Source organism: Mesorhizobium sp. M0854, from assembly GCF_040319815.1.
In the GTDB taxonomy this organism is placed as follows: domain Bacteria; phylum Pseudomonadota; class Alphaproteobacteria; order Rhizobiales; family Rhizobiaceae; genus Mesorhizobium.
In genome coordinates, this window is the sequence record NZ_JAMYOL010000004.1 from 60,710 (window position 1) to 84,960 (window position 24,251).

The 24,251-nt window shown below is 61.8% G+C and carries 25 protein-coding genes, 1 tRNA gene and 1 pseudogene; 17 read left to right on the forward strand and 10 right to left on the reverse strand.

All coding sequences use genetic code 11. The annotated features are described in order from the left end of the window. The first annotated feature begins 8 nt into the window (after positions 1-8). Genes rdgB through NKH99_RS08770 form a run of 3 tightly spaced genes read left to right on the forward strand, consistent with a single transcriptional unit; the run spans position 9 to position 2,144 of the window. A complete protein-coding gene (gene rdgB, locus NKH99_RS08760; RefSeq protein WP_352614790.1) occupies positions 9-656 on the forward strand; it encodes an RdgB/HAM1 family non-canonical purine NTP pyrophosphatase in 648 nt (215 codons plus the stop codon). Then, positions 653-1,816 carry a radical SAM family heme chaperone HemW gene (hemW, locus tag NKH99_RS08765; RefSeq protein WP_353013643.1) on the forward strand — a complete coding sequence of 388 codons (1,164 nt, stop codon included), beginning with the start codon at positions 653-655 and terminating at the stop codon, positions 1,814-1,816. The genes rdgB and hemW overlap by 4 nt, the downstream gene beginning before the upstream one ends. A gap of 4 nt (positions 1,817-1,820) precedes the next feature. Beyond that, on the forward strand, positions 1,821-2,144 hold the full coding sequence (locus tag NKH99_RS08770) for a low molecular weight protein tyrosine phosphatase family protein (RefSeq protein WP_352473568.1): 324 nt from the start codon (positions 1,821-1,823) through the stop codon (positions 2,142-2,144). 265 nt (positions 2,145-2,409) lie between these two features. Here the strand turns inward: NKH99_RS08770 and NKH99_RS08775 are convergent, their stop codons facing one another. Next, positions 2,410-2,595, reverse strand: coding sequence for a hypothetical protein (locus NKH99_RS08775; RefSeq protein ID WP_352473567.1), 186 nt, complete (start codon positions 2,593-2,595; stop codon positions 2,410-2,412). Positions 2,596-2,771: 176 nt separating this feature from the next. Between NKH99_RS08775 and rsmI the strand changes: the two genes are divergently transcribed. From rsmI to NKH99_RS08795, 4 genes are all read left to right on the forward strand, one after another. Continuing rightward, on the forward strand, positions 2,772-3,698 hold the full coding sequence (gene rsmI, locus NKH99_RS08780) for a 16S rRNA (cytidine(1402)-2'-O)-methyltransferase (protein WP_353013646.1): 927 nt from the start codon (positions 2,772-2,774) through the stop codon (positions 3,696-3,698). Then, positions 3,691-4,068, forward strand: coding sequence for a YraN family protein (locus tag NKH99_RS08785; RefSeq protein WP_352451879.1), 378 nt, complete (start codon positions 3,691-3,693; stop codon positions 4,066-4,068). Before rsmI ends, NKH99_RS08785 begins: the two co-directional genes overlap by 8 nt. Then, positions 4,020-5,231: a complex I NDUFA9 subunit family protein gene (locus NKH99_RS08790; protein WP_353013648.1), complete on the forward strand. Its 1,212-nt coding sequence runs from the start codon at positions 4,020-4,022 to the stop codon at positions 5,229-5,231. The genes NKH99_RS08785 and NKH99_RS08790 overlap by 49 nt, the downstream gene beginning before the upstream one ends. Positions 5,232-5,313: 82 nt before the next feature. Further along, on the forward strand, positions 5,314-5,550 hold the full coding sequence (locus NKH99_RS08795; RefSeq protein ID WP_352926009.1) for a metallothionein: 237 nt from the start codon (positions 5,314-5,316) through the stop codon (positions 5,548-5,550). A 322-nt stretch (positions 5,551-5,872) separates the two neighbouring features. On the opposite strand, the gene NKH99_RS08800 is transcribed toward NKH99_RS08795, so the two are convergent. Next, positions 5,873-7,153, reverse strand: coding sequence for a flavin-containing monooxygenase (locus NKH99_RS08800; RefSeq protein ID WP_353013650.1), 1,281 nt, complete (start codon positions 7,151-7,153; stop codon positions 5,873-5,875). Positions 7,154-7,349: 196 nt separating this feature from the next. Between NKH99_RS08800 and NKH99_RS08805 the strand changes: the two genes are divergently transcribed. After that, positions 7,350-8,063 (forward strand): DNA helicase, encoded by a 714-nt coding sequence (locus tag NKH99_RS08805; RefSeq protein WP_352539782.1) that lies wholly within the window; start codon positions 7,350-7,352, stop codon positions 8,061-8,063. A 96-nt stretch (positions 8,064-8,159) separates the two neighbouring features. Here NKH99_RS08805 and NKH99_RS08810 read toward each other — a convergent pair whose 3' ends face one another. Next, on the reverse strand, positions 8,160-8,966 hold the full coding sequence (locus NKH99_RS08810; RefSeq protein ID WP_352473563.1) for an undecaprenyl-diphosphate phosphatase: 807 nt from the start codon (positions 8,964-8,966) through the stop codon (positions 8,160-8,162). 162 nt (positions 8,967-9,128) lie between these two features. Between NKH99_RS08810 and NKH99_RS08815 the strand changes: the two genes are divergently transcribed. From NKH99_RS08815 to NKH99_RS08855, 9 genes are all read left to right on the forward strand, one after another. After that, positions 9,129-9,821, forward strand: coding sequence for a glutathione S-transferase family protein (locus NKH99_RS08815; RefSeq protein WP_352476844.1), 693 nt, complete (start codon positions 9,129-9,131; stop codon positions 9,819-9,821). Next, positions 9,802-10,962: a tRNA epoxyqueuosine(34) reductase QueG gene (gene queG / locus NKH99_RS08820; protein WP_353013653.1), complete on the forward strand. Its 1,161-nt coding sequence runs from the start codon at positions 9,802-9,804 to the stop codon at positions 10,960-10,962. Before NKH99_RS08815 ends, queG begins: the two co-directional genes overlap by 20 nt. Beyond that, a complete protein-coding gene (locus NKH99_RS08825; RefSeq protein ID WP_353013655.1) occupies positions 10,959-11,867 on the forward strand; it encodes an SDR family oxidoreductase in 909 nt (302 codons plus the stop codon). The genes queG and NKH99_RS08825 overlap by 4 nt, the downstream gene beginning before the upstream one ends. A 56-nt stretch (positions 11,868-11,923) precedes the next feature. After that, complete coding sequence (mepA, locus tag NKH99_RS08830) at positions 11,924-13,021, forward strand: penicillin-insensitive murein endopeptidase (RefSeq protein ID WP_502900014.1); 1,098 nt, start codon at positions 11,924-11,926, stop codon at positions 13,019-13,021. Positions 13,022-13,142: 121 nt separating this feature from the next. Beyond that, on the forward strand, positions 13,143-14,168 hold the full coding sequence (locus NKH99_RS08835) for a glucokinase (protein WP_352473558.1): 1,026 nt from the start codon (positions 13,143-13,145) through the stop codon (positions 14,166-14,168). A gap of 118 nt (positions 14,169-14,286) precedes the next feature. After that, positions 14,287-16,146: an ABC transporter ATP-binding protein gene (locus NKH99_RS08840; protein WP_353013659.1), complete on the forward strand. Its 1,860-nt coding sequence runs from the start codon at positions 14,287-14,289 to the stop codon at positions 16,144-16,146. Beyond that, complete coding sequence (gene dapB, locus NKH99_RS08845) at positions 16,143-16,976, forward strand: 4-hydroxy-tetrahydrodipicolinate reductase (protein WP_352683980.1); 834 nt, start codon at positions 16,143-16,145, stop codon at positions 16,974-16,976. The genes NKH99_RS08840 and dapB overlap by 4 nt, the downstream gene beginning before the upstream one ends. 59 nt (positions 16,977-17,035) lie before the next feature. Beyond that, complete coding sequence (locus NKH99_RS08850; RefSeq protein ID WP_352473555.1) at positions 17,036-17,656, forward strand: 2,3-bisphosphoglycerate-dependent phosphoglycerate mutase; 621 nt, start codon at positions 17,036-17,038, stop codon at positions 17,654-17,656. 73 nt (positions 17,657-17,729) lie between these two features. Then, a tRNA-Leu gene (locus NKH99_RS08855) sits at positions 17,730-17,814 on the forward strand. A gap of 129 nt (positions 17,815-17,943) precedes the next feature. On the opposite strand, the gene NKH99_RS08860 is transcribed toward NKH99_RS08855, so the two are convergent. From NKH99_RS08860 to NKH99_RS08890, 7 genes and pseudogenes are all read right to left on the reverse strand, one after another. Continuing rightward, complete coding sequence (locus NKH99_RS08860) at positions 17,944-18,315, reverse strand: DUF4087 domain-containing protein (RefSeq protein WP_352980342.1); 372 nt, start codon at positions 18,313-18,315, stop codon at positions 17,944-17,946. A 78-nt stretch (positions 18,316-18,393) separates the two neighbouring features. Beyond that, positions 18,394-18,867 carry a hypothetical protein gene (locus NKH99_RS08865; RefSeq protein ID WP_352980341.1) on the reverse strand — a complete coding sequence of 158 codons (474 nt, stop codon included), beginning with the start codon at positions 18,865-18,867 and terminating at the stop codon, positions 18,394-18,396. A gap of 142 nt (positions 18,868-19,009) precedes the next feature. Further along, a pseudogene (locus tag NKH99_RS08870) lies at positions 19,010-19,416 on the reverse strand (lysozyme inhibitor LprI family protein). 100 nt (positions 19,417-19,516) lie between these two features. After that, positions 19,517-21,811, reverse strand: a complete 2,295-nt coding sequence (locus NKH99_RS08875; RefSeq protein ID WP_352980340.1) for a lysozyme inhibitor LprI family protein — start codon at positions 21,809-21,811, stop codon at positions 19,517-19,519. A gap of 39 nt (positions 21,812-21,850) precedes the next feature. Next, a complete protein-coding gene (locus NKH99_RS08880) occupies positions 21,851-22,705 on the reverse strand; it encodes a PDZ domain-containing protein (protein WP_353013662.1) in 855 nt (284 codons plus the stop codon). Between the two features lie 178 nt (positions 22,706-22,883). Next, positions 22,884-23,324, reverse strand: a complete 441-nt coding sequence (locus tag NKH99_RS08885) for a hypothetical protein (RefSeq protein ID WP_353013664.1) — start codon at positions 23,322-23,324, stop codon at positions 22,884-22,886. Positions 23,325-23,361: 37 nt separating this feature from the next. Continuing rightward, positions 23,362-23,712 (reverse strand): hypothetical protein, encoded by a 351-nt coding sequence (locus NKH99_RS08890; protein ID WP_502900016.1) that lies wholly within the window; start codon positions 23,710-23,712, stop codon positions 23,362-23,364. Between the last annotated feature and the right edge of the window lie 539 nt (positions 23,713-24,251).

Here is a 24,251-nt window from a genome sequence, read left to right on the forward strand (position 1 = left end):
CGCCAACTATTCATTCGCTTGATGGGCATAAGATCATCGTCGCAAGCCACAACGCCGGCAAATTGCGAGAATTCGCCGATCTGATGGCGCCATTCGGCATTGAAGCGAAGTCCGCAAAGGAATACGGCCTGCCGGAACCGGACGAGACCGGCACCACTTTCGAGGAGAACGCCCTCATAAAAGCCTTGGCCGCCGCCAAGGCCACTGGATTGCCGGCGCTGTCGGACGATTCCGGCCTGTGTGTCGATGCGCTCGACGGCGCACCGGGCGTCTACACCGCCAACTGGGCTGAGACGCCGGACGGCTCCCGCGACTTCGGCATGGCCATGCAGCGCACGGAAGTGGCCTTGCAAGAAGTTGGCGCGATCACGCCTGCCCAGCGCAAGGGCCGCTTTGTCGCGGTCATCTGCCTGGCCTTCCCCGATGGCCAGGCGGAATATTTTCGCGGTGAGGTCGAGGGCACGCTGGTATGGCCGCCGCGCGGCGAGCTCGGCTTCGGCTACGATCCGGTGTTCTTGCCCGATGGGTTCGAGAAGACCTTCGGCGAGATGAGCGCGAAGGACAAGCATGGCTGGAAGCCCGGCCAGCCAACCGCATTGTCGCACCGTGCCCGCGCCTTCCAGAAATTCGCGCAAGCCCGATTGGCCGCCGTATGACCATGCTGCTCGACCGCAGGCCTGGTTTCGGCGTCTACGTCCACTGGCCGTTCTGCGCGGCCAAATGCCCGTATTGCGACTTCAACAGCCATGTCCGCCACCAGCCGGTCGACCAGGAGCGTTTTGCCCGCGCCTTCGAGACCGAGCTGGCGACGATGCGCGGCCGCACCGGGCCGCGCGAGGTGACCAGTATCTTTCTTGGCGGCGGCACGCCATCGCTGATGAAACCGCAGACCGTGGCGGCGGTGCTGGATGCAGTGGCGAAGAACTGGACGGTGTCTGATGGCATCGAGGTGACACTGGAGGCCAATCCCTCCTCCGTCGAGGCCGAGCGCTTTCGCGGCTATCGCGCGGCCGGCGTCAACCGGGTGTCGCTTGGCGTGCAGGCGCTGCACGACAAGGATCTGCGCTTCCTCGGCCGTTTGCACAATGTCAATGAGGCCCTGCATGCGATCGGCCTGGCGCGCGAGATATTCCCACGGCTGTCGTTCGACCTGATCTACGCGCGGCCCGGTCAGACGCCGGAAGCGTGGCAGGCGGAGCTCGAGCAGGCGATCGGCCACGCCGCAGACCATCTGTCGCTCTATCAGCTGACCATCGAGGAAGGCACGCCGTTCCATGCGCTGCATGCGGCAAGGAAGTTCATCATTCCAGACAATGAGCTTGCCGCCGATCTCTATGCGTTGACACAGGAGATCACCGCCGCGCGCGGACTGCCGGCCTACGAGATTTCCAATCATGCCAGGCCCGGCGCCGAAAGCCGGCACAATCTCACCTACTGGCGTTATGGCGAATATGTCGGCGTCGGTCCCGGCGCGCATGGCCGGTTCGTCGAAAATGGCCGGCGCGTGGTGACGATCGCCGAGAAAATGCCGGAGACCTGGGCCAATCTGGTCGAGGCCAAGGGCCATGGCGTTACCGGCGGCGAGATCCTGACGCGGTCGGAAGAGGCCGACGAGTTCCTGCTGATGGGGCTGAGGCTGGCGGAAGGCATCGACCTTTCCCGCTACGAGGCATTTTCAGGGCGCGGCCTGTCGACGGCACGGCTGTCGGTGCTGCAGGACGAAGGCCTGGTGACGCCGATCGGCAATGCCCGCCTGCGTGCCACGCCGGCCGGCATGATCGTGCTCGATGCGGTCGTGGCGGATTTGGCCAGATAGCGCGTTGAAGAACGTTCTCTTCATCTGCAGCCAGAATCGCTTGCGCAGCCCGACGGCGGAGCAGGTGTTTTCCAAGCGGCGGGACATCGAGGTCGCTTCGGCCGGCACTAATCACGATGCCGACATTCCGTTGACGCATGAACTCGTCGCCTGGGCCGACATCATCTTCGTGATGGAAAAAATGCACCGCGCCAAACTGCAGCAGAAATTCAAGACAAGCCTGAAAAAGGCTCGAGTAATCTGCCTCGATATTCCCGACGACTATGCATTCATGGACCCGGCTCTGGTGGGCCTGCTGGAGGCGCGTGTCTCGAAGTATCTGGGTTGAATGATACATCGCGGAGCATGCGCAACCGCGCTTTCGAGAGCTGTCTCGACCAATCGCGAAGGTCTGCGGTGGTCAAGCCTCGTGCTTGTGGCGGTGTTTGGCGCGATCTTTTTCGCTGGTCTCTCCGGAACGGGCCGGCTTGATCTCGCTTTTGTCGCGTGAGGCATGGTGCTGGTCGTCTGTGGAATGTGACGCTGCGCCATCGCGGGCGCTTTTTGTTTCGAGGCGGGTGATGAAAATGTCGAAGCGATTGGGCATCGTCCGGTCAGTGCTCCATCGTGCGGGCGGTTTCGTTTGCGGGCTTGCTCTCTGCCGATCGCTGGCGTGCAAGCGGCTTCTTGGCTCTGCCATCTGCGGCTTCGGCAGGCAGGTTCTTGTCGCATGGCGCGGCGAAGCGTTTGCGGCCGGCATAGTAGGGTTCGAAAACGTCCTGTATCGTCAGGCTGTTCATCCTGCTCCTCCCGAGATCAGGTGTAAAATTCGCCGGCAACGGTTTCGTTCCCTACTATGGCGAAGGCATGGCGGCTGGTTCACGTCGGCATCCCTTTTGGAACCAGGGCCTTTGCAACCCAGGCTTTTGCAACCAAGCGTGAGCCGTGCCAAACAGGGTCGAACGGAGTTGTGCAGGTGACCGGCGAATCGACCAAACGCAGTTACGTGGTCGGGCAGACCGAAATCGCCGCCCGGCCGCTCGAGCCGGCGCTCTACCTGGTGGCGACGCCTATCGGCAATCTCGCCGACATCACGCTGCGCGCGCTGGAAACGCTCGCCGCCGCCGATATCGTCGCTTGCGAGGACACACGTGTCAGCCGCGTGCTGCTCGACCGCTACGGCATCCGCCGCCGCACCACCGCCTACCACGAGCACAATGCCGGCGAGGCCGGACCGAAGCTGATCGCGGCGCTCGAGGCCGGCCAAAGCGTAGCGCTGAGCTCGGATGCCGGCACGCCGCTCATCTCCGACCCCGGCTACCGGCTGGTCGGTGAGGCGCTGGAACGTGGCATTCGTGTCGTGCCGATCCCCGGCCCATCAGCAGCACTTGCCGCCTTGACGGCATCCGGCCTGCCCTCGGACGCGTTTCTGTTTGCCGGCTTCCTGCCGGTGAAGTCCGGGCAGCGGCTGACGCGGCTGGAAGCGCTGAAGGCGGCGCCAGCAACGTTGATCTTATTCGAATCGCCGCGCCGGCTGGCCGAGACGCTCAGTGCCATGGTCGAGGTGCTGGGCGGTGCCCGCAAGGCGGCGATCGGCCGCGAGCTGACCAAGACTTTCGAGGAGATGCGGACCGGCACCCTGCAATCGCTCGCCAGCCATTATGCGGGAGCCGATACGCCCAAGGGTGAAATCGTCATCTGCGTCGGCCCGGCCGATGCGGTCGCTGATGAGCCAGAAGACATCGACCGGCTGCTGCTTTCGCTCGCCGCCGAGATGCCGGCCTCCAAGGCAGCGGCGGAAGCCGCCAAGATGACGGGTGGCCAGAAGCAGGCGCTCTATCGTCGGCTGCTCGACCTCAAGAATGCCGGAAGAGACGGGACCGGCGGAGACGGCGATGGCTGAACGGCCGAGCGCCAGCCGGCAAAAGGCCTACCGGCGCGGCCATCACGGCGAATGGCTGGCGGCGGCGGCGCTGATGCTGAAAGGCTACCGAATTCTGGCCCGCCGCCACCGCACCAGGTTCGGCGAGATCGACCTGATCGCGCGGCGCGGCGATCTGGTGCTGATCGTCGAGGTCAAGGCGCGCCGCACGCTGATGGAGGCAATGGAAGCAGTCGGCCGTGAATCGGAGCGCCGCATCGAAGGCGCCGCCGATTTCTGGCTGTCGCGCCAATCCGACTACGGAAAATTATCGGTGCGCTTCGACATGGTGGCGGTGCTGCCGTGGCGCTGGCCGGTGCATGTCGAGAACGTTTTCTACGGGCGGAACTAGGCTATTCCCGAAGTGGGGCCGTTTTGCTGCGCCTGCGGTTCAGATCATGGTTTGCCGATCTGTCAAGCATCCGCCCAGCGCTGACTGGAACAAAAGCGTTCCTGCGTTGTTCCCCAATCGTCCTGATGTTCGACGGGCTGGTTCAAATGCCGGCCAGGGCAATCCTCGTGGCAGCTATGCGAGGACAAGGGATGGCGAGGCAAATGGATCCCGACGATCTCAACCCGGTACGGATCGTCACCGTGTTCGGCGGAACCGGCTTTCTCGGGCGCAGGATCGTGAAGCGGCTCCTGGAAAGAGGTTTCACGGTGCGCGCTGCATCTCGCCATCCAGCTCGCGTGGCCCTGGTCTTTTCCTCGATTACAAGGATGCCCGAGGCAGTCGAGGCGGATATATTGGATGCGTCCTCGATCGGGTCGGCCATTACCGGATCACAGGCGGTCGTGAATGCTGTCAGTCTTTACGTCGAGCACGGCGTCCAGACCTTTGAACGCGTGCATGTGAAAGCCGCGGCCGATCTCGCTGCCGCGTCGCGCGACCGCGCGATCGACCAGTTCGTCCTGATTTCAGGGATCGGCTCCGATCCTCAATCGGATTCGAATTACATAAGGGCGCGTGGGCGCGGAGAAGGTGCCGTGGAAAGCGCATTTCCCGGCGCTTTCATTGTGCGTCCCGCCGTCATGACAGGACCTGACGACGCTTTCCTCACGACCATTGTGAGGATGATACGCCTCCTGCCGGTCTATCCGCTGTTCGGCGATGGTGGCACACGGCTTCAGCCGGTCCATGTGGCGGACGTCGCCGAAGCAGTGAGCCGGCTGATCGACGGGCGAACCCACACGGGTTCATCCATATTCGAATTCGGTGGCCCGCGCATCTATACCTATAAGGAACTGCTTCGGGAGATCGCCCGACAGCTCGATACGCACGTCAAGCTGATGCCGGTGCCGTTTGCGGTATGGAACGCCTTGGCTGGCGTCGCGGAACTCCTCCCGGCTGCCCCCATAACGCGCAACCAGATCGATCTTATGCGTCAGGACAATGTGGCAGCAATCGACGCGCCTGGCCTGAAGGAACTCGACATCGAGCCGCGGGATATCGACGAGGTGATCCGTGCGATCGAACAGCGCCGTGGCGTAGGCTCGCGCTCGTCTCCGCCTTAGGACGGCCCCCTGATCCTGGCGGGAACCTATCGCCGCGCGACAGGTTGGTCGAGCTTGAAGCCGTGAAAGAAGGAAACGAACTATGGCCAGATGCGATCAATGCGGGAATGACTACGACAAGGCTTTCAAAGTGACGATGGCCGAGGAGACCTACACGTTCGACAGCTTCGAATGCGCGGTCCAGAAACTTGCTCCGATATGTCCGCATTGCGGATGCCGGATCATCGGACATGGCGTCGAACAGGATGACATCATCTACTGCTGCGCACATTGCGCCGCGGAGGAAGGTGCGAACGCGCTGACCGATCGCGCGCCTTGATGCACCTCCTTTGGCGTCTCCGGGTCGACCATTCCGAACGACTGCGCCGGCTCACCCCATATTGCCAGTGCTGTCAGCACGACGACGACCAGCCGAGGTCAAGACGCCGAGGTCAAGGCCGCCGCACGTTGATGGAGGCAATGGATGCAGTCGGCCACGAATCGGAGCGCCGTATCGAAGGTGCCGGCGATTTCTGGCTGTCGCACCAATCGGACTACGGAAAATTGTCGGTGCGCTTCGACAAAAGGCAGCGTGCGTCGTCTTGATCGCGCCAGAGCTGTCATGTTCTTGCACGTTCAAGAACCCGCGTTCGACGGCTCGTTTAGACGTCGTTCCGTGGCAAGTCGGCTCCCGCTTGGACGAGTCGCTCCACGACGGCGGCCGCCTCCTCTGGAATGGCCGGTATGGTCCCCGACTTCCGCGTCGATCCGAAATCGAGGCCGGCGAAAAAGAGACCTGGAACAACGCCGACGCCATCCTCGTGGACGGGCTGGCCGGCGGCATCGAGCGCGCCGGGAAGCCGAACCCATGAGAAATCGCCAGTGAAGCCCGTGCACCAGATCACTGATCTGATGCCGCTCGCCGTCCAGTCGAGGGAGCGGATCGGAGGATCGGGCAAGCGCGGTTCAATCGTCTCGGCTGGATCATCCTCGGCCAGTGGCGCATCGAGGCCGGCGCGCTCGATGTACTCGTCAACCAGGCGCTTGGCATTCGCGGAGACCTCGTCGGCAAATCGCATATGGTCGTCGAGCTCGTCGCCGAAGACGAGGTTGGCGTTCTCCACACCCCTAAAGCGGCCGAGCAGCACCACGCCCTGTGCACTCAGCGATTGCAGGCTGATCGTATGGGTCGCGCCGACCAGCGCGCGGGCCTGCAGCTTGCCGGAGGGGAGGACGAGTTCCTTGCGCGGAACGTCGAGAAAACCGGACAGCGTCAGCCATTTAAGTATGTTGCCCCCGCGGTAGCGCCGCACCCAACGGCCGTTGCGGCTGGTCGCCAAAAAGACCGCACGTCCGGACAGCGCCAGATCCTCGGCGATCTGGCCGCCCGACTGACCGCTGCCGACCACCAGCACCGCGCCACTCTCGAACTCGGCCGGGTTGCGATAAGCCGAGGAATCGACTTGGCGAATTGCGGTTGGCAAATCCGCCGACCCTGCTGGCCGGACCTGCCGATTCTGGTCGCCGGTGGCGATCACCACATTGCGCGCCAGAAATGCCCCGTCCGTCGTGGTGATGCGAAAGATCCCGTCGTCTCTCGTCAGCTCTTGCGCCGGAGTTTGGGTGCTTACCGGCAGGCGGTGCCGCTCGGCATAGCCTTCGAGATACGCGACAAATTCGTGGTGGGTTATCGCGCCCCACGGCTCGGACCCCTCGTAGGAATCACCGGGTAAGATGGAGCGAATGGTCGGCGAATTCAGTCGAAACGAGTTCCACCGCTGCGTTCGCCACGTTTCGCCAATCCGGCCTCGATCGAGTACACGGTGGTCGCGGCCCTGCCGTTTCAAGAAGTAGCTGACGCCGAGTCCCGCCGGACCGGCGCCAATAACGAGGGCGTCAAGAACTTCGCTCACGCATTCCCCCTGCCAACCATACGTCCACAAGATCGTATGGCTCGGCTTCGGGCAAGAATAGAGTTCCGGCTGGGATTGCGCTATCTTCCGATTCGGGTGCGGCCCACGCCTCCTCCCTCCGCTCGGGAAAGTATAATTCATACGGGGCTACCTAGTCATCAAACCGACTGTTCGAGCACCAAGCATAAGGAGGGATTGCCAAAACTGCTCGCAATAGGAGGTTGGAATGAAGCTGTCGGCGCCAATTTACCATCTGAAGCGCAAGGCCAGGCTCTTATCCCGCGAAGAAAAAATCCCACTTCATGAAGCGCTTAACCGCATAGCCCTTCAGGAAGGCTACAATGATTGGAGCCTCCTTGCCGCGAAACTGTCCGCTGCAAGGCCGGCCGGCAAGCTGATTGCGCGATTGAAGCCCGGTGACCTGGTGCTACTCGGCGCGCGGCCGGGGCAAGGCAAAACCCTAATGAGCCTCGAACTCGCCGTGGAGGCCATGAAATCCGGCAATCGAGCCATGTTCTTCACGCTGGAATACACCAAAAAAGACGTTGTTGAGCGCTTCGAAGCAATCGGGGCGGAGTACGCGCAGTTCGATAGGCTGTTCGAATTCGACTGCTCCGACGCCATAAGTGCCGATTACATCGTCAACACGTCCGCGTCAGCGCCTCGCGGCACCCTGATGGTCGTAGACTATCTGCAATTGCTCGACCAGAAGCGCAAAAATCCCGAATTGGCCGTGCAGGTCCGCGCGCTGAGGGTATTTGCGCGGGATCGAGGGCTGATCATCGTCTTTATTTCTCAGATCGATCGATCATATGATCCATTGAAGAAGCCGTGCCCGGATATTCGAGATGTCCGGTTACCGAACCCTCTGGATTTGCAGCTGTTTGACAAGACTTGCTTCTTGAACAAGGGGGAAATCCAGTTCCAGCCAGCGAACTAGGCAGGCCCCAATCCGGGGCTCCTGTCGTGCCGCATCGATTGCGTTCCGACAGGGGCTTAGAATCACCGCCAATCTCAGTCTTATAGCTGCGCCGGCTCATCCCCAGATGGCCAGCCCCGCCAGGCCAACGATGCCGACGACCAGACGCCACCAGCCGAACAGCGCATAGCCGTGGCGCGAGACGTAGTCGAGCAGGAAGCGCACGACGATTAGCGCGGTGACGAAGGCGGCGACGAAACCGACGGCGATGATGGGCAGGTCGGCGCTGCTCAGCACATTGCGGTTCTTGAACAGGTCGAAGGCGAAGGCGCCGACCATCGTCGGGATGGCAAGGAAGAAGGAGAATTCCGCCGCCGCCCGTTTGTCGACGCCGAGCAGCAGCGCGCCGACGATGGTCGAACCCGAGCGCGACGTGCCGGGGATCAGCGACAGGCACTGAAACAGCCCGATCTGCAGATAAAGCCTGGTCGGAAACCGCTCGACATCGTGGTAATAGGGCTTCGGCTTCATGCGATCGACCAGCAGCAGGATGACACCGCCGATGATCAGCATGATGCAGATCAGCCGCGGCGATTCGAACAGCACCGTCTTGATGAAATCGTGCGCCAGCGCGCCGATAATGGCCGCCGGCAGGAATGCGATGAGGATGCCAAGGACGAAATGCCGCGTCAGCCGATCGTAGGGCAGCTCGAGCAGCATCTTCCAGAGACGGCGGAAATAGACGCTGAGAATCGCCAATATGGCGCCGAGCTGGATCAGGATCTCGAAGGCCTTGCCGGTCGAATGAAAGCCGAGGAAATGGCCGGCAAGCAGGATATGACCGGTTGAAGACACCGGAATAAACTCGGTCAGGCCCTCGAGCATGCCGAGCAGCAGCGCTTCGACGACGGTCTGGCTTTCCATGGCAACCTCGGCGTTGGAGTGAGGGCGTGAGAAAAGGGCTTGCTTGTCACGGCGCGGAACTCCCCCTATAGGACGCAGCACCCTGACAGCCCGCTGAATCGGGCGGCCAAGACTTACCGGCGCAGCCGGCGATTTGCCAGTGCGCTCTATTATCGCGGGACCATGCTGACGCTTTTCCACCATCCGATGTTCGCCAGCTGCCGCTTCGTCCGCCTTGCCTTTGGCGAGTATGGCGAGGAACTGGCGCTGATCGAAGAGAAGCCGTGGACGCGGCGCAAGGAGTTCCTGGCACTGAACCCGGCCGGCACGCTGCCGATCCTGCTTGCCGAGGGCGACGTGCCGATCGTCGGCGCGATGGTCATCGCCGAATATCTCGACGAGACGCGCGGCGTACTCAAGCGCGACAAGCGGCTGTTCGCGGAGGATCCAATGGAGCGCGCCGAAATCCGCCGGCTGACCGACTGGTACCTCAACAAGGCGGAAAGCGAGGTTACCCGGCATCTGGTGCGCGAGCGCGTCCTGAAGCCGGTCATGCCGGAAACGGCAGGCGGCGGCTCGCCCGATTCGGCGGCGATCCGCGCCGCCCGCGCCAATATCCGCCAGCACATGAAATACACCAACTGGCTGGCCGGCACCCGTCATTGGCTGGCCGGCAACAAGGTCACCTATGCCGATCTCGCGGCGGCGGCAGCACTGTCGGTGCTCGATTATCTCGGCGAGATCGACTGGCGCGAACACAGCGCCGCGCGCGAATGGTATACAAGGGTGAAATCACGGCCTTCGTTCCGGCCGCTTCTGTCCGACCGGGTGCGCGGCCTGTCGCCGGTGTCACATTATGCGGACCTCGATTTCTGATACGGCAAAGCTGCGCGCGCTGATCGACCGCGAGGCGCGGAATGCCGGCTTCGACGCCGTTGCCGTCACCACGCCCGATGCGATTCCGCAGGCGCCGGAACGGCTGGCCGAATTCGTTGCCGACGGCTTTCACGGCTCGATGGGCTGGATTGCCGAAACGCTCGAGCGGCGAGGCAAACCGACGACGCTTTGGCCAGAGGTCCGCTCGATCATCGTGCTGGCGATGAATTACGGCCCCGACCACGACCCACGCGACATCCTGGCAAAGCGCGACCGCGGCGCGATCTCGGCCTATGCGCAGAACCGCGACTATCATGACGTGATGAAAGGCCGGCTGAAGGAGATCGCCGGCAAGATCGTGGCGCGCGCCGGCGGGGACGTGAAAGTGTTTGTCGACACCGCGCCGGTGATGGAAAAGCCGCTGGCCGAGGCGGCCGGCCTCGGCTGGCAAGGCAAGCACACCAACCTAGTCAGCCGCGCGCATGGCTCCTGGCTGTTCCTCGGCACCATCTTCACGACGGCCGAGCTGGTGCCGGACGCGCCTGAGAACGATCATTGCGGCTCCTGCCGGGCCTGCCTCGACGCCTGCCCGACGGACGCCTTTCCGGCGCCTTACCGGCTCGATGCGCGGCGCTGCATTTCATACCTCACCATCGAGAACAAAGGACCGATCCCGCATGAGTTCCGGGAAAAGATCGGCAATCGCATCTATGGCTGCGACGACTGCCTGGCCGCGTGCCCGTGGAACAAGTTCGCCCAAGCCGCTTCGGAGGCAAAGCTTGCCGCCCGCGCGGACTTGCGCGAACCGCCGCTCGCCGAGCTGCTGCGCCTCGACGACACTGCCTTCCGCGTGCTTTTTTCGGGCTCGCCGATCAAGCGCATCGGCCGCGCCCGTTTTATCCGCAACGTGCTGATAGCGGCCGGCAATTCCCAGGACTTGTCGCTGGCCGGCGCCGTTCGCGCGCTGCTCGACGACGCCTCGCCCCTGGTTCGCGGAGCTGCGGTATGGGCGCTGTCGCGGCTGGTGCCGGGTCGGGAGTTCGCCGAACGTGCCGCAGCCGCTTTGCAAGCAGAACATGACGAGGCGGTGAGAGGCGAATGGCTTCTGGCCCTGCCAAAGCCGATCGAGGCGCATACATGACAAAAAAGCAGATTTTCATCTTCGGCGCCGGTTATTCGGGCAGGGCCTTCGCCCGCGCCAACAGGGATGCCGACACAACGATCTTCGGTACAACACGGTCGCTGGAAAAATTCCCGGCGCTGCGGCAAGCCGGTATCGTGCCGCTGCGTTTCGATGGCACGCTGACCTCCGAAATCGGCGATGCCGTTGGGAAGACAACCCATCTCGTCGTCTCGGTCGCGCCGGACGAGGCCGGCGACCCGATGCTGGGCGCGGCACGCGAGGAGATCGCGGCCAACATGCCGGAGCTCGAATGGATCGCCTATCTCTCCACCGTCGGCGTCTATGGCGACCGTGGCGGCAATTGGGTGGACGAGGCCGCCGAATGCCGGCCGTTGTCGAAGCGGTCGGTGATGCGTGTCGCAGCCGAGCAGGATTGGCTGCAATTGGGCCATGACATCCACCGGCCGGTGGCGATCCTGCGGCTTTCCGGCATTTACGGGCCGGGCCGCAACGCCCTGGTCAACCTGGAAAACGGCACTGCGCGGCGGCTGGTCAAGCCGGGCCAGGTGTTCAACCGCATCCATTGCGACGATATTGCCGGTGCGCTCTGGCATCTCGCCGAGGGCAATCGCGGCGGCATCTTCAACGTCACCGACGACCTGCCGGCGCCGCCGCAGGACGTCGTCGCCTATGCCGCCCAATTGATGGGCATCGAGCCGCCGCCCGAAATTCCGTTCGAGACCGCCCAACTTTCGCCCATGGCGCGGTCTTTCTACAGCGAGAACAAGCGTGTCGCCAACGCGGCAATCAAGGCGGCCGGTTATGGCTTTCGCTTTCCCGACTATCGCTCGGCGCTCGATGCCATGTGGGCGAGCGGCGACTGGCGCGACGGCGAGGCGCGCAGCCCGATGAAACGGTCATGATCGATACGTTGCGCGGGCTATGGTATGATGCGGTTCAAATCGCGGAGGGGTCCAGCTTGGGGAAGACGTTAGCGCGAGCCTTGCCGGGCAAAACGCTGCTGCTGACGGCAGTACTGGCCATCGCCGGCTTGGCGGTGCTTGCAACGCAGCCAGGGAGCGCCGAGCAACGGGCAAAGGACCTGTTCGGCGCCAAAAAGCTGCCGGCACTCGCAGCAGCGCAATCGATCGGCTTTTATTCCAAAGGCTGTTTTTCCGGCGGCGTCGCCCTACCCATGGACGGCCGGCACTGGGAGGTGATGCGACCGTCGCGCAATCGCCGCTGGGGCCATCCGGCAATGATCGCGCTGATCGAGAAACTGTCGCGCGATGCCGCTGCCGACGGCTGGCCGGGCTTGCTGATCGGCGACATCTCGCAACCGCGCGGCGGTCCGATGCTGACCGGCCATGCCTCGCACCAGATCGGCCTCGACGCCGACATCTGGCTGACGCCGATGCCCGACCGTAAGCTCTCGGCCGAAGAGCGCGAAAACATCAGCGCTACCTTGATGGTCGATGAAAAGACCCATTTGGTGAAGGACGGGCTGTGGACGCCGATGCACACGCGGTTGTTGAAGCGCGCCGCGAGCTATCCCGAAGTCGAGCGCATCCTGGTCAATCCCGGGATCAAGAAGAAGCTCTGCGACACGGTCAAAGGCGACCGTAGCTGGTTGCGCAAGGTCAGGCCGTTCTGGGGCCACGACTACCACTTCCACATTCGCATCGGCTGCCAGGCTGGATCACCCGACTGCAAGGCACAGGAAGCGACGGCGCCAGGCGATGGCTGCGACCAGGCGCTGGCCTGGTGGTTCACCGAGGAGCCGTGGCGCCCCAACAAGAACCCGGACAAGCCGAAGGCACGCGACCTGATGACGATGGCGAACCTGCCCAGGCAATGCCAGTTCGTGCTCGACGCGCCAGCTCCGCCGTCGGCGGAAGCAGTCACCTACTATGGCGACGGCGTGCCGATCGCGGCCACAGCACCCGCTCTCGCAGCCGAGCCTGCGCCGCAGCCAACGGTCGCAGCCGGCGCGGCAGCGCTTCCGGCCTCGGCGAACGCCTTTGTGGCGACGCCCGAGATCGGCATTCCGCTGCCGCGGCCACGACCGGGGCACTGATGCGGGCAGCGTGTTCGCTGTCTGCATCCGTGCATCTCCACTTCGAAAACCGATTTCCCTTTTTGCGGTCATGCGCTAGTCAACGAGAGAACGGCGATACGCGTCGGGAACGGACGAGAGCATGCCAGGCGTAAGCGACGACGACACTCTGTTGCGATTTCCGATCCTGATCGGCGATATAGGCGGCACCAATGCGCGCTTCTCGATCGTACTAGACGCGAATTCCGAGGCCGGCGAGCCGACCATCGTCCAGACCGCCAACTTCAATACGATTGACGAGGCGATCCAGTCGGCCGTGCTCGACCGCTCGTCGGTCCGGCCGAATTCAGCTGTGCTGGCGGTAGCCGGTCCTGTCGAAAGCGACGAGATCCCGCTTACCAATTGCCCATGGATCGTCAAGCCGAGACAGATGTTCGCCAGTCTCGGTCTCAGCGACGTCGTGGTGCTCAACGATTTCGAGGCACAGGCGCTGGCTGTCGTCGCGCTCGGCGAAGAGCATATGGAAAAGATCGGCGGCGACGAGCCGGAACCGAATTCCGGGCGGGTGGTGCTCGGCCCGGGAACCGGGCTCGGTGTCGCCGGGCTGGTTTATGCGCTGCATCACTGGATACCGGTGCCCGGCGAGGGCGGCCATATGGATATCGGCCCGCGCTCACCGCGCGATTTCCAGGTGTTTCCGCATATCGAGAAGCTCGAGGGCCGCATCTCCGGCGAACAGATCCTGTCCGGACGCGGCCTGGTCAATGCCTACCGGGCGGTGGCCAAGGCGGACGGCAAGCCGTCGCCCTTTACAACGCCTGCCGAGGTCACCGCCGCGGCGCTGGCAAAGAACGATCCGGTGGCCGAAGAGGCGCTGTCGATCTTCGTCACTTGCCTAGGGCGCACCGCCGGCGATCTCGCTCTGGTGTTCATGAGCCGCGGCGGCGTGTTTCTCACCGGCGGCATCGCGCAAAAAATCCTGCCGGCGCTGCGCACCGGCAATTTCCGCGCCGCCTTCGAGGACAAGGCGCCGCACAGCGCCCTGATGCGCGGCATGCCGGTCTACGTCATCACCCATCCGCTTGCGGCGCTTTTAGGGCTGGCCGCCTATGCCAGAAATCCGTCGCTGTTCGGCGTGCAGACGGCGGGGCGGCGCTGGCGGGTTTAGGACACAAGCTGCGCCGCGACGAAGTTTCCCGTCCCCGGCCATAGGCAAGCCGCCATCGGGGCGTTAAGAGGTTGCCGAATTGCAGTCCGGCCAAACCGAAACCACAAAGCGCTCCAACGTGACAATTCCAGCACCAACCAAAGGGAAAGTCCGTCCCAGCGAGATCGTGGCGGTGATCCGCCGCATCATCGCCGAGAACAGCCGCGATTATCGCTGGTACTATGCTCTTGCCGTGCTGTGCCTGGTGACGATCGCGGCGACGACCGCCTTCACAGCCTGGATCATGAAGGATGTCATCGATCAGATCTTCTACCAACGGCGCGGCGATCTTATCGCGCTGATCAGCGTGTCGATCCTGGCCGCCTTTATGCTGCGCGGCCTGGCCAGCTACGGCCAGGCAGTGACGCTGGCCAAAATCGGCAACAATCTGGTGGCGCGCTATCAACGCCGCATCTTCGACCATCTGATGAAGCTCGGCGTCGGCTTCTTCAATGACACCCGCTCGGGCCGGCTCGCCGCGCAGATCAACGAGAACGTCAACGGCATCCGCGATCTCCTGTCGATGACGCTGACATCGCTGGCGCGCGATGCGGTATCGCTTGTCGCGCTAGTCGGCGTCATGATCTGGCAGGACCCGATGCTCTCGGCGATGTCGCTGCTGATCGGCCCGCCCTTGATCTACAGTGTCACCTATCTGATGCGCCGGGTGCGTCGCATCACCCGTGAATCGGTGCAGATCAACTCGCGGCTGATCGGCGCCATGCAGGAAGCGACGCAAGGCATCGCTATCGTCAAGGCCTTCACCCTGGAAGACGAGCTGTCGCGCCGCATCGGCGGCCTCGTCGCGGGCGCCGAGCAGCGGGCAAACAAGATCGCCCGCGTCTCGGAACGGCTGACGCCTATCTCCGAAATGCTGGCCGGCTTCGCCGTCGCCGGCGTCATCGCCTATTCCGGCTACCGGGCGACCGTCGGCGGCCAGCCGCCGGGCGCGGTGTTTGCCTTCATCACCGCCCTGCTGCTTGCCTATGATCCGGCCAGGCGGCTGGCGCGTATGCAGGTTGGCATGGAAAAGTCGCTGGTCAATGCGCGCATGATCTACGAGCTTCTCGACCTCGAGCCGCAGCAAGGTGACGTGCCGGCAGCCGCCGAGGCGAAATTCACCTCTGGCGAAGTGCGCTTCAACAACGTGTCCTTCCGCTATGTCGAAGAGGCGCCGGTCCTGCACGATCTGACCTTTGTCGCCGCCGCCGGCAAGGTGACCGCCATCGTCGGAGCCTCGGGCGCCGGCAAGACGACGCTGGTTGCGCTGCTGCAGCGCTTCTACGATGTCGAGTCGGGCAGGATCGAAATCGACGGCCAGGACATTTCAAAGGTCACCAAGCATTCGCTGCGCGGCTCGATCGCCTATGTATCGCAGCAGCCCTATCTGTTAGAAGGCACCATCCGCGACAACATCCGCTACGGCAGGCTGAGCGCCACCGACGCAGAGATTGAACGCGCCGCCCAACAGGCCGCGGCACACGATTTCATTCGCCAGCAGCCGCAAGGCTACGACACGCCGGTCGGCGAGAATGGCGTGACGCTGTCGGGCGGCCAGCGCCAGCGCGTATCGATTGCACGCGCCATCGTTCGGCAGGCGCCGATCCTGCTGCTCGACGAAGCGACCTCGGCGCTCGACAACGAGGCCGAGGCCCGCGTCCAGGAAGCGCTGACCCATGTCATGGAAGGGCGCACCACCATTGTCATCGCGCACCGGCTGTCGACGGTGGTCAATGCCGACCATATCATCGTGCTGGAGCAGGGCCGGCTGGTCGAACAGGGCACGCATGCCTCGCTGATGGCCGACCCGCACAGCGTCTATGCCCGGTTCCATCGGGTGCAAGGCAGGAAAGGGCTGGGGCTTGTCGATGACGCCAAGCCAATCCAGACTGCGGCGCAAAATGATCACGCGAAAAAGGCGGTCGGGAGACATTCATGAGCGACACGCCGACCGTGAGTGAAATGGGCCTGGTGGTGGTGGGCGCGGCTGGCCGCATGGGCCAGGCGCTGATCCGCGCCATCCACACGATACCGGGCGCGCGTGTCGCCGGCGCCATCGCGCCGGCCGGTTCGCCACATCTCGGCAAGGATGCCGGCGAGCTGGCCGGCGTCGGCAGGCTCGGCGTGGCGATCGGCGACGATCCGCTGCCGGCCTTCGCCAAGGCCGACGGCGTGCTCGATTTCACCACGCCGGCAGCGACCGTCGAATTCGCCGGCTATGCGGCGCAGGCGCGCATCGTCCATATCATCGGCACCACCGGCTGCTCGGCTGAAGACAATGCCAGGATCGCGGCGGCGGCGCGGCACGCGACGGTGGTCAAGTCAGGCAATATGAGCCTCGGCGTCAATCTGCTGGCGGTGCTGGTTGAGCAGGCGGCGCGCGCGCTCGATGCCGACGATTTCGACATCGAGATCCTGGAAATGCACCACCGGCACAAGGTCGATGCTCCGTCGGGCACGGCGCTGCTGCTCGGCGAGGCCGCCGCTGCCGGGCGCGGCGTAGCACTTGCCGGCAACGATGTTCGCGTGCGCGACGGCCATACCGGCGTGCGCAAGGCAGGCTCGATCGGTTTCGCCAGCTTGCGCGGCGGCTCGGTGGTCGGCGACCACAGTGTGGTGCTGGCCGGTACCGGCGAGCGCATCACGCTTGCCCATCATGCCGAGGACCGGGCGATCTTTGCCCGCGGCGCGGTCAAGGCAGCCCTGTGGGCGCGCGGCCGCAAGCCGGGCCTCTATTCGATGCGGGACGTGCTCGGCCTGACAAGCTGATCCACAGATTTGGCTGATCCACAAGATTTGGCTGATCCACAAGATTTGAAGGAGCAAATATGTCGAGAACTCTCGTGCTCGTGCGCCACGGCCAGAGCGAATGGAACCTGAAGAACCTATTTACCGGCTGGCGCGACGTCGACCTGACCGAACTGGGCCATGCCGAGGCCAAGTCGGCCGGCGCCAAGCTCAGGGCGCGCGGCATGAAGTTCGACATCGCCTTCACGTCGTCGCTGATCCGGGCGCAGAAGACCTGCCAGCATATTCTCGACGCCGTTGGCCAGAGCGACCTCGAGACCATTCGCGACCAGGCGCTGAACGAGCGCGACTATGGCGATCTCTCCGGCCTCAACAAGGATGATGCGCGCAAGAAATGGGGCGAGGAGCAGGTGCATGTCTGGCGCCGCTCCTATGACGTGCCGCCGCCCGGCGGTGAAAGCCTGAAGGACACCGGCGCGCGCGTCTGGCCCTATTACCTGCACGATCTGCAACCGCATGTGCTGCGCGGCGGCACCGTGCTGGTGGCGGCGCACGGCAATTCGCTGCGCGCGCTGATCATGGCGCTGGACGGCAAATCGGGCGAGGAGATCGTCAAGCTCGAGCTCGGCACCGGTGTGCCGATCATCTACACGCTCAACGCCGATTCCACGGTGGCGTCGAAGGAAGTGCTGGAGCATTGAGCCGGAGAAGGAACGCGGCTTTCAAAAAAGCGCGTTGACACTCATCCCTCGCCCGCTTAATGAGCGCGCACCAGCCCAGATGGCGGAATTGGTAGACGCGCACGGTTCAGGTCCGTGTTCCGCAAGGAGTGGAGGTTCGAGTCCTCTTCTGGGCACCAAATTCCCGTTTCGAACCGATTGATGCGGTTTCAGAGACCCAAGAAAAAGCCCGGTTTGCCGGGCTTTTTCTTGATCCAATGCTCTAAGCTGCCTACCGTCAGCCATGGTATCCACAAGATATCCAACAATTATCCGTCCGGGTTAGGCAGCGATCTGTCGTTGCGACAGCGCAGCAGCGGAAGGATTTGGCCCGAGATCACTCTGGTGATCTTCTGTTGCTTGGCGTTGGTTACGACGTTCACGCACGCACATCCGTAGCCGTGACCCGAACCAGGCACATTGGTCTCGACGAATTGCCGCTCGTCAAAGGCCGGCACATTGTCGATGCCCTTGGGATCCGGGCGTCCCTGCATCTGGATCCACCAATCCCCGTCACTGTCGGTCAGGACGAGGTTGCCGGGGGTCGGGCTGGAGTACCAGCCACAACGGCGCTCGGCATGGGCGGCTGCAGACAAGGACATGATAGCCAGGCAGACACAGATAGCGAACAGTGGGCGCATGAATATCTCCTCCCTGAAGTAGGTCAGGTCGTGCCGCCGATCCGTTGGCGCCGGGGACGCGCATGACTTTTGCGAGCCTTATGGCTTCAACTTCGTGTCCACATGTTCTTCGATCAATCCGCAATGAAGCGTCACGGGCGCCCTTTGGACGTTGCTGAGTGGACCGTCGATGAAATCGCAGCCGAGCAGATTGACCGAGCTGCTCTTGCGCGCCGACGCAACGTTGACGTTGACATCGGGAGGGCCGGCAAGCCAGTCGAGACGCTTTGCGTCGACCTTGGCGCCGCTGATGCGGGCGTGGCCGCCTGTGCCCGGTATCTCCACCTCTTCGTCGTGCGGTGTGAGATCGATCAGGCCGACTTCGTTGGCGTGCTTCGCGGCGCTCGGCTTGGGGTCGCCGTAATAGGAGGCGAAGACGACGATTCCCTCCTTTTCAGCCGCGAGCTTGGCGGCTGCTTTCTTGGACAGCGTGACGTTGACGTCGAAGCCCATGTCATCCTGGGCTGTTGCCGGCACGGCAGATGCCAGCAGCACAGATGCCGCAATCGCCATTGCGAGCGATGATCCGCAGCGTTTCACAATCCACCTCCTTCAAGTCCCCACGCAGTGATGATGCCCCTCGCATTGTTCATATCTGGCAGCGACGTCATGCTCGCCGCCGGCTTCATCATGATCAAATAAGTTGCAGCACGTGTCAGTTCGCGGCCGGAACGGGGCAACTCAGATCGCCTTCCTTGCAATTCAGGTAACCCTCGAAGGCTTTGACACGGGATTGCGTCAGGCCGTCCATGCATTGCGCGATGAGCATCGGTATTACGCTTCCTCCGGCCGATCCAGCAGTCTGAAAACTGCACTCCGCGTCGCGAAACTTGCCCCAATCCCGCTGTGCCTGAACAAGAAGCTTCTTGGTATCCGCATCGTCCTTCAGGCGGGCTTCGATCTGCTTGTAAAGCTCATTGAGCTTCTTGTCGGATTCTGGAACTCGGCACCGAAGCACTGATTCATGGTGGCCTGATCCTTGGCATCGGCGCACTTGTCCTTGGCAAGGGCGAATGTCGGCGCAGCCAGAACCACGGCAGCAGTCAATATCGCTATTTTCATCGATTTCCCTTTCCGATTGCAGTCAAGCTCTTAAGTTGCTCAGCCCCGCCCTATGTTCTCGTCAGCTGTCCGTTATTGCCACGATCGGCCCATGGCCCGATTATCTGGTTTTCATTGGATCAGCTTTGCCACCTTCGGCGACCGTGACGTTGCCGACCTTTCCTGAGCCGGTCAGCGTGCCGCCCTCCTTGACCATGACTTCGCCGGAGACCTCTCCGTCAACGACAAGCAGTCCCGAGACGGAAACGTCACCGGTCAAAGAGCCGGTCACGTGCAACTCCGCTCCCGCCACCACTTCCGTCATGCCCGAATATTTGTTCTTGCCGCTCAGCGTCAGCTTGCCACCGGCAACAACGAGGCCGCCGCTGTCGCCGGCGTCATCAAAGTCCGCGATGGTTCCGTCAAATTGCCCGTCGGCTGCTGTCAGGATCAGTCTGCCCGCGCCCAGATAGACCTCGCCTTTACCGCCAAGGTTGCGAATGGCCGTATCGTTCAGGGAGTGCGCCACTCCCCAGGGCTTCAGGTGGTTTCCTTTCTGATCGATGTTGAGCACACCGTCGACTATGACGCGCGAGGAATGCTCGATGCTGCCCGGCCCGGCCAGAGTAAGATAGCCATCGGCCGCGATGTGGGTTGTGCCCGTGTAGGTATTGGCCCCGGTCATGCGCACGTCCGCGTCCTTCTCGATCGTGAAGTCGCCGGCGCCGAAGATGTTCCCGGCCAATCCGAGCCATCCGTCGCTGCCCATTTCGCCGTTCACTCGGTTGAGCTGCACTTGATCCTTGACAGCCGCGTCTGTCGTAAAGTCGGCAGCGCTGACAAAATAGGGTGAATAGGCGGTTGTTTTGTTCTCCAGATCATACATCACGGAATTGGACTGAAAGAAGGGTAGGCCGACCCAAATTCCATGGCCTCTCTCCTCATCGCTTTGGCGATCGATAACGACATCGCTGTATTCCCTGTTGTTGAAACTATCGTCAAATCCAAAAAACTTGAAGTTTATTATGCCAGAACTGTATTTATCAATTTTAAAACCTTTCGACTTTAGCTTATTTAAAGTATCTTCATTCGTAATATGAACAAATGTCGCTGTTCCTGTATCCAATAAGACGGGTCCGCTGAAATCAACCGATTGCTTCTTTCCCTTATGGTCAAAAGAAATCGTATAACGGTAAGACCCTTCGTACTCATTGGATGCATTCGCGCCTGATCGCGGGAATCGTCTCTGGTAAGCCTGAAAATCCCCTTCGCCCCACGGCGTCAGGGCCGTAAACTGGGATCTCAGACTGGGGGACAAATTCAGCGTCAGGCACGGACCGCAGCCCGGTGTCGTCTTCCTTTTTCCAAGATTTGCATTGGCAGAGACCACATAGCCGCTTCGGGTTTGACCGCCGGGGGCACTGGTCTGGTCTCCTGGAAAGATAAAATCGGCGGCTCCAAAGATGCCGTAAAACGTCGTCGAACCACCGGGTTCGCCTTTCTGCATTCTCTCGCGCGCATTAAGATCCGCATAGACTGGCGTATCGCCGTATTGACCAACGGGCTTCTGCATCAATTTCACATCCTCGAGGTCGCCGAAACCCTTGGTGTAGACGTAATCCACCACCCGAGCAGCGCTAAAGCCGCCGTCGAAGGTTACGACAGGCTCCCACGCATCATCCGGATCGTAAAAAGACAGGCTGTCGAACCGTACCTGTTGTACCCAATCGCCATAGGTGCCGTCACCATAGGCGTACATTGCGGGCTTGCTGCCGGGCACCGGCTTTACGCCAGGGACGCTCGAATCGATCTCCGCGTTGAACTCATCCGACCCGGTGTCGAATTCGAACAGACGAGGCTTGGCACTATTGATGCCCACCATGATCCCGAGTTTGTGATAACCACCGTCGGTTCCGTATTCCCTGACGTGTTGCAATGGAATAAGTATCGGGCCGGCAGCCTGGACAGGGACGGTCTCTTCGGCCACCGCAGGTGCGGCATGTGATGTGTTCGCTGCCGGAACGGGGCAGCTCGGATCGCGTTCCTGGCATTTCAGGTAATCCTCGAAGTCTTTGACACGGGATTGCGTCAGGCTGTCCATGCACTGCGCGACGAGCATTGGCATTACACTTCCTCCGGCCGCTCCCACGGTCTGGAAACTGCACTCCGCGTCGCGAAATTTGACCCAATCGCGCTGTGCTTGAACAAAAAGCGTCTTGGTATCCACATCATCCTTCACGCGGGTTTCAATCTGCTTGTAAAGCTCGTTGAGCTTGTTGTCGGATTTCTTGGACGCGGCATCGGCGCACTCGTTCGCGGCGGCCTGATCCTTGGCGGCGTCGTAGCACTTGTCCTGGGCAAAAACGAAAGCCGGCATGGCCAGGACCATGGCAATGGTCAGCGTCGCGGTTTTCATCGGCTGACCTCTGTTTAGAACTGCCGGCCCGGTCGGCTGCTAGTTGGCATCGTCGTCGTTCGATCCGGCAGCGTCGTCGGTACTGTCATCCGTCGCATCGTCATCCGAGCTGTTGTCGTCAGTGTCGGTGTTGTTGTCGCCATCACCACCGTCCGTTGGGTCTGCATCGTCATTCTGATCGCTCGAATCGTCCTGATCGTCGGAACTATTGTTGTCAGTGCTGTCATCCGACGCATCGTTATCCGTACTATCGTCGTCAGTGTCGTCGTTCTGATCGCTCGGATCGTCCTGATCATCGGAACTTTTGTCATCGGCATCGGGAGGAGACGTTTCTGCGTCCTGACTGGCGTCCCCAGGCTGCGAGTCGTCCCCGCGATAGCTTGTGTCATTGAGGCCCGTCTCCATCTCCTCGTCATACTCATCGACGATCTGCGTCCATTCCTCTCGATTGTCGACGCTCGTCCATTGGGAGATATTGTTGACGGAGATGTTGGTGTTGAAGTTGTTGACGGTGATGTTGGTGTTGACCTCGACGACATCTGCGACTTCTGTCCCGCGATTCACGCCAAACAGGAAACTGGTGGCACTCGCGGCAAGGGCGGCCCAAACGAACCTATCGACATCGCGCGGCGTCGAAATCGGTTGATGCCGCACTGTGGCAAGCACGTCACCCGGTCGGATGCCTTGCCGCGCGGCAACACCGTGGGGTGCAACGGCCAGGACATACACGCCGCGAAGCTTGGGCGGGATCTGGTAGCGGTGCCGAGAGGCGTGATTGATCGGTATCAGAACCGCATCAAGAGACCGGGAAACATAGGGTTTAGGCAGATCATACTTGCTGGCATGCGCAATATTGATCGTTTGCGGGACGGTTACGCTTACGACGGCCGTCATTTTCACTGACGTTGCCAATGCACGGGCGAACTGCACGATCAGTCTGGATTTTCGAAGACTTCGCATTTTCCACATCCTGCAGCTGATGATTGGAGTCGATCTCAGAGCCCAGCGCCCCGGAGCGCTCACCAATCATTCTCCCCCTGCACCAACGGTCAGCGGCAATCTCAAGCGATCATCACCGTCGTTCCGTAACTGTCTCGGCAAAACACTTTGCCAGGTCTTGTGGCGCTCCGAGCTTCTTCGCCCAGGATACCAGTTCAGGTTTTTCCGACGGCTCGGCATAGCCGCCCCACACGTCGCGAAACTGCTTCTTTCCGTCGACTGTCTGGAAGAACATCACGCCGTCTTCGGCCACCGGCGTCGACACGTATGCGGCGCTCCAACTGCCGCTCTCCATGATCGTGAAGAACTCCACCTGGGCGGACTTGACCGTGTTGTTCAACGCCGAGGCGACGAGAGGGGCATATTGCTGCTTGCGCGCCTTCGTCACGTCGACCTTTACGCCGTCGCAGGCGTTATTCGCAGCGAAAGCGGACGTCAGCGCCACTCCCAACCCCGCAAGGCCGACCATGACGATTTTGACACGTCGACGGATGAGACCGTTCAATTCAGACATGAGTGGCTATCCTCTTCGTTGTTCGCTGCAGGGGCCATTAATCGGAATCGTCGTCGTCTGATGAACTGTCGTCGTCCGGTGTATCGACCTCGCAGCCGATGCCGCGGCAGCCTTGGTAGTTGCCTTGCGTGTCGAAGTTCGGATTGCCTTCTCTGTCGTACTGCGGCCTGTCGTCGATGCTTTGATCGCCGTCATCAGGATCGTCGACTTTACATCCGAGCCCATGGCAGCCGATGTAACGGCCCCTGGTATCGAAGTTGGGATTGCCGTTCCTGTCGAACTGCGGCCGGTCGTCTATCTTCCGGCTCCCTTTATGGGACCGATCAACCAGGCAGCCCTTTCCGCGACAACCATCGTAGTCGTCGGTGGTACAACCGACGATCGCCATCAAAGCAGTGGCCAAGGCCGCACAGATTACGAATTTCATGATTCATTCCTCCGACTGGCTGGTGGCGGACATCGTCCATATCGGAAGCCCATTGCAGGTGGCGATCCCCGCTTTTGCCGCGAAGGCTGGCGCCAATCGGAGGAGGGCAAAGTTTCGCCGGCCATCAAACGAGAGCCAGGCTGTGGGCGATGCATTCGACGACTTCGCCGACGGTTGCCGTAGTCTCTTGCGTCGGGGCGAACGCTCCCGGCCGGGGCCGCCGCATTAGCGAGTGTCAATATTCCTCTCCATGCTTAGTGCCCCGTCCGCCCAAGCATGTTTCAACGATCCGCTGACGCGGCTGTGCTTCCAAGAAATGCATCCGTGTCAGCCTATGACAAGGACAAATCCCAATATCGCAGGATTGAATTTTGCAAATGCTTAATAATTCGGAATCAGCACGGGCTATCTTAGCAGATACTGAAATGTGACCAGCAGCAAGATTCCGGAATGCTTCCTTAGGTTTGTTCTCATTAAGCCGAGTTAGTACAAGCAATATT